Genomic DNA, 5,013 nt, shown 5'->3' with positions numbered 1-5,013 from the left:
ACCCTTGGGGCGCCGCGCTTTGACCTCGGCGCGATAATCAGCCCACCGCCGGCGCAGCGTGTACTTGCGCGGCGCCGTTTCGCGGCGGAATTGCTCCTCGTCCTCCTCGGTCACGGGACGCTCAGACAACGGCGGAACCATCATGATCTATCAACCTCCACGATGAGGTGTCCTCCCGCGCGCCCCCGCCATCGGAGACGCGCCCTTCACTCACCAGGCTACGCTCCGTAACACGCAAATACACCAAGAATGCACGGTAACCACAAACGCACATCCTCCCGCCCCGTTGGAGCGAACGTGCACGCACCCGCACAAGTTGGCCATGACCTCGGCGTATCCAATCGGACCGTTCAGTCGCATACTGCTCAGGGCCCGCGTCAGGGTGACGCCAGCCGCGATAGTCACCGGAGCGCAACGCGTGGGCATTGCCAGTGCGCGGCTGAATGCTGTCGGGGAAGCCTCGGCCACGCGGGTGTCACTCCGACCGCACGCGGGCTCCGCCTCGGCCACGCGGGTGTTACGCCGGCCGCACGCCGGCTCCGTCTCGGTCGCGTGGGCCGCCCCGCACTCGGGCGCAGCCGACCACGAGCATCGTCTCCGCGCGAGCTGTCAAACGGTGGGGATCGCCGCTGAATGTGTGGTCACGGTTCGCATCATTTCCTCGCTGCGCGTCTCGGTTGCATTGATATTATGCGGCTAATTGTTTGGCTTGTATGTCGCAATATAGCTTGTATTTTGTGCATTTGTTACTGATAAATTGTTTCGGCAAGTAAAGAGGTGGATCATGGTAACCGCATGGACAAAGTTGTCCACGCGCAGGCACAAGTGAAAGTCGAGGAACCATGCGCCGCAACGTTGCACGCATAGGGGTCGTCGCAGCGATCGCCCTGTCCATGAGCGTCGCTACGATGACCGCCCCGTCCACCAGAGCTGAGGACGCCCCCAGCCTGGTCGCGCCCGCCCGATCCAGCGCGGGTCTCATGAATTACGCCATCAACCTCTCCCAGCTTTCCGACGAGAATGCGATGGCGCGCGTCATTGAACTCCTCCCCAGCGTCGGGGGAACCCTCCTGACGCAATACCCCGGATTGCACACTGTTTTCGCTCAGAGTGAGTCGGCCTCGTTCTCGCCGGACCTGAACGCGGTCCTGAGGGAGCACGGCATTGCTGTCCACTCGATCGGCCCGACTCGCGTGGCCGCGGTCCCCGAGTCCGAGCGGGTGACGAACCAAACTCCGCCGGCGGCCCCTGGCTCGGCGCCAGCAGCGGCGCCCACGGGCCTGACCGTGCCAGACCCGAACGTCCCTGATCCTTTCCCTACCACTAACTGGGGGGCCGAGGCCATGGACGCGCGGGGCGCAGCCGAGGTGGAGGTGCCGCGCGCGCCCGTCACCGTGGGCGTCATTGACACGGGTATTGACGCAGAGCAGCCCGACTTGGCGGGTCGGGTCGATACGTCCAGGTCCGTGTCCTGCGACGTCAACGGAATCCCCAACGTGAGCGAGGAGGCGCTGCGTTACAACGATATCCACGGCACGCACATCGCCGGAATCATCGCCGCCAACCATAACGACATTGGTATCGACGGTATCGCGCCGGACGCGACCCTCGTGTCGATTAAGGCCGTCAACGACAAGGGGCGCTTGTACCCCGAGTACCTCGTGTGCGCCTACGACTGGGCCGTGAACCACGGTGTGGACATCGTCCACAATTCCTTCCAGATGGACCCGTGGCGGTTCTGGAAGTCTGACGATCCCGAGCAGGCCGCGGGCCTGGAGGCCGCGGTGCGCGCGATCTACACTGCGCAGGAGCGCGGACTCACCGTGTTGTCGGGCGCTGGGGACGACGGCCTGGACCTCGACGATACGACCGTGGACAGTTCGTCGCCCACTGACTCGACGCCGATTGAGAATCGCAACGTCGAGGGGGCCACGATGGTGCCCGCGATGGTCGGGGGCGTCGCCATGGTGAGTGCGCTCGAGATGGCGACTCCGGGCGCGGAGCCGCTCCGGGCGACTTTGAAGAGAACGGACACCTCCAACTATGGCTTCATGCGCGTCGGTTTTGCTGCGCCTGGGCGGGACATCTACTCGACGTTCCCGAACCTGATGATCCCTTCGAACTACGGGTATATGTCGGGGACGGCGGTTGCTGCCGCGCACGTGAGTGGCGTCGCCGCGCTCGTCAAGTCGACCCACCCCGCGCTGGTGGGCGAGCAGATCACCAACCTGATGCGCAAGCAGGGGGCCTACGAGTACGGGAGGCTCGCGCTGCCGACGGATAACAATGAGTATCGAGGCCGTGGCTTCCTGAGCGCGAGGAACGCGGTGGTCTACGATCAGGCGCAGCCGACGCTCGGTATGGTCGAGTACCGCGTGGACGGGGGAGAGTGGACGAATTTGCGTGACGAGGTGGTTCCCGCCGGTCGCGTGAGCGTGCGCGTGTCGGCGCGCTCGCCCCTGAGCATGCTGAGTGTGGACGTCGCGGGTGTGGCCCAGGCGCACGCGCCCGGTGGCGGCGGCTACTTTGATGAGCCGACGACCGTGACGATCGACGACGTGGATCTCGCTTCCCTGATCCCCGAGGGCGAGGAGTATGTGACGGCCCGCGTTCAGGTCAGCGCGCTCGGCATTAACGCGGACCGGCACGCTGACGATGACGTGAGCCGTTCCCTGTCCTTTACGGTCGCTCGTGACCCGGGCGCCGTGCCCGCGCCGGAGCCGGAGCCCGACCCGGGGGAGGGCAGCGGTGTCGTCCCCGTCGACCCCGTTGCGCCAGGCATCATGTCCGTGCCTCGCACGAGCGCGCAGATGCCTCAGAACTATGCGGTGAACCTGGCTCCTGACGCGGATGACGCCACGTTCCAGCGCGCCCTCTACCAGGCCTCGTTGCTGGGCGGAATGGTGTTGGAGTCCTACCCGGCTTTGCGCACGTTCTTCGTCCAGTCCTCGTCGGCTGCTTTCGCGATGGACCTGGGGTTCGCACTGGCGGATTCCGGTATTTCCTTCCATTCGGTGGGTCCGACCCGTCAGGCTCCCGTCGTGGGCAACGAGGCCATCGTGTCCCAGGAGCTGGAGGCGCCCGCCTACCCGAGTGTCGAGGAGAAGCCGCCGGTGCCGGAGGGCCCCCACGTGGGCGGTGTTTACCCGACCCCGCCGGATGCGAAGGACTGGCACCTGCAGGCGGTGGGTGCCCTCGACGCGCAGGGCGTGGATGTTATGCGCGCGCCGGTGACGGTGGGCGTCATGGGTGATGGCGTGGATGACACGGTTGGGGACTTGTCGGGGAAGATCGACCATTCCTTGTCCGTGTCCTGTAACTCTAACGGCATGCCGAATCGGGATCCTGAGGCGTGGCGCTCGGGTCGCGCGGAGGTCGGTACGCAGGCGGCCGGGGTGATTGCCGGCACGGGCGAGGCCAGCGGTGTGCCGGGCGTGAATCCGACGTTGAACGTCGCGGCGATCAACGTGGCGTCGGCGACCACAGGGCAGTATTACCCGGAGTACGTCGTGTGCGGTTTCGTGTGGGCGGCGGATCATGGGATTTCCGTGACGGCGAGCAATTACCTGGTCTCGCCGTGGAAGTACTGGATGCCGGGCGACCCGGAGCAGGCCGCGGGCTTGGAGGCGGTGCGCCGAGGCATCAACTATGCGGCGTCGAAGGACGTCGTTAACGTGGTGGATGCCGGGGCCAGTGGTATCGATTTGAATAATCCGCCGAAGACGGATGCGTCCTCGCCGTTTGACGCGTGGGCGCCGTTCCAGCGTGACACGCTCGGCGGCGTCATGGTTCCCGCGATGATGCCGAACGCGCTGGCAGTGTCGACGCTGCGCCTGGTGGACCAGGCTGACCCGGGCACGGGGGCGCTCGAGCACGCGTGGACGTCGAACTGGGGTCTCACGAATGTTGCTTTCACGGCGCCCGGCGAGAACGTGTTCACGACGAGGCCTACCTGGCTGGGCGGCGAGGCCGGGGTCGCCCGGGACGCGTCGATGGCGGCACCGGTGGCGGCGAGCGCGATCGCGACGCTGCGCCAGGTGCATCCGGAGATGGGCTCTGCCCAGATCGTGGAGCTGGCCCGTAAGCAGGCGGGTTCCGCGTCGAATTGGGGGCGGCTGGCCGCTCCTGAGGGGGAGCGCGAGTATCGGGGCGCGGGCATGCCGAGCGTCTTGGATGCGGTGTTGAAGGATCAGGCGCGCCCTGTCGTGGGCGAGGTCGAGTACTCGGCGGACGGGTCGACGTGGGCGCCGTTGTCCGGGCAGAGCGTGTCCGGGCGCGTGTCCTTGCGCGTGGGCCTGACCGGGCCGGTGACGTCGGCTCGCCTGCTGGTGGGCGGCCACGAGGTGGCGACCGTGCAGGGCAGCGGCGAGTTCTCGGGCTCGGGCGTGACGCTGCAGGCCGATGGCGTGGACGTGTCGCATCCGGTGGCGGGCGCGTCGCTGAGCGGCCAGACGACTGTGCGCGTCGAGGCTTTCGGGCGCAATAACGATGCGCGCGCCGACGACGATGTGAGCGCGGAGGTCACGGTGACGGTCGAGGGCTCCGGTTCTGGGGGTTCCTCGGTTGACGAGGCCGGGGCTGGGCGCTGGGTGTACAGCCGGGCCGGTAAGTGGTGGCGGTACACGGACGGGACGTTCCCGGTGAACGTGCGCCTGCGCATCGACGGGAAGATCTACCGTTTTGGCCCGCGCGGCTACGTGGTGACCGGCTGGTACCGTGAGGGCGACCAGTGGTCCTACTACGGGCGTGACGGCGCTCAGGCGCTGGGCTGGGCGAGTATTCGCGGCACCTGGTACTACTTCGATCCTTCGTCGGGAGCGATGCGCACGGGCTGGCTGACGGAGGGCGGGTACACGTACTACCTGTCCCCGTCGGGAGCCATGGTCACGGGCCCGCGCTGGATCGACGGCAAGCGCTACGTGTTTGATCGCAGCGGCCACCTGCTGACGTGAGTCGGTAGCCTGACGGATGCCGGCTGACGGATTCCGGCTGACGGATTCCGGCTGGTGGTTT

At 66.7% G+C, this 5,013-nt stretch carries 1 protein-coding gene; it reads left to right on the top strand.

The window, feature by feature from the left end:
• Nucleotides 1-842: 842 nt before the first annotated feature.
• Nucleotides 843-4,952, top strand: a complete 4,110-nt coding sequence (locus tag HMPREF1138_RS07430; RefSeq protein WP_009058188.1) for a S8 family serine peptidase — start codon at nucleotides 843-845, stop codon at nucleotides 4,950-4,952.
• Nucleotides 4,953-5,013: the final 61 nt, after the last annotated feature.

The organism is Actinomyces sp. ICM58, from assembly GCF_000283035.1.
Classification (GTDB): domain Bacteria; phylum Actinomycetota; class Actinomycetes; order Actinomycetales; family Actinomycetaceae; genus Pauljensenia.
Note: the sequence above shows the minus strand (reverse complement) of the source record. Positions and strands in the feature narration are given on the sequence as shown.

Bases quoted from the DNA above. Each gene is read 5' to 3' on its own strand.
- HMPREF1138_RS07430 (WP_009058188.1), top strand. From the start codon at position 843: ATGCGCCGCAACGTTGCACGCATAGGGGTCGTCGCAGCGATCGCCCTG.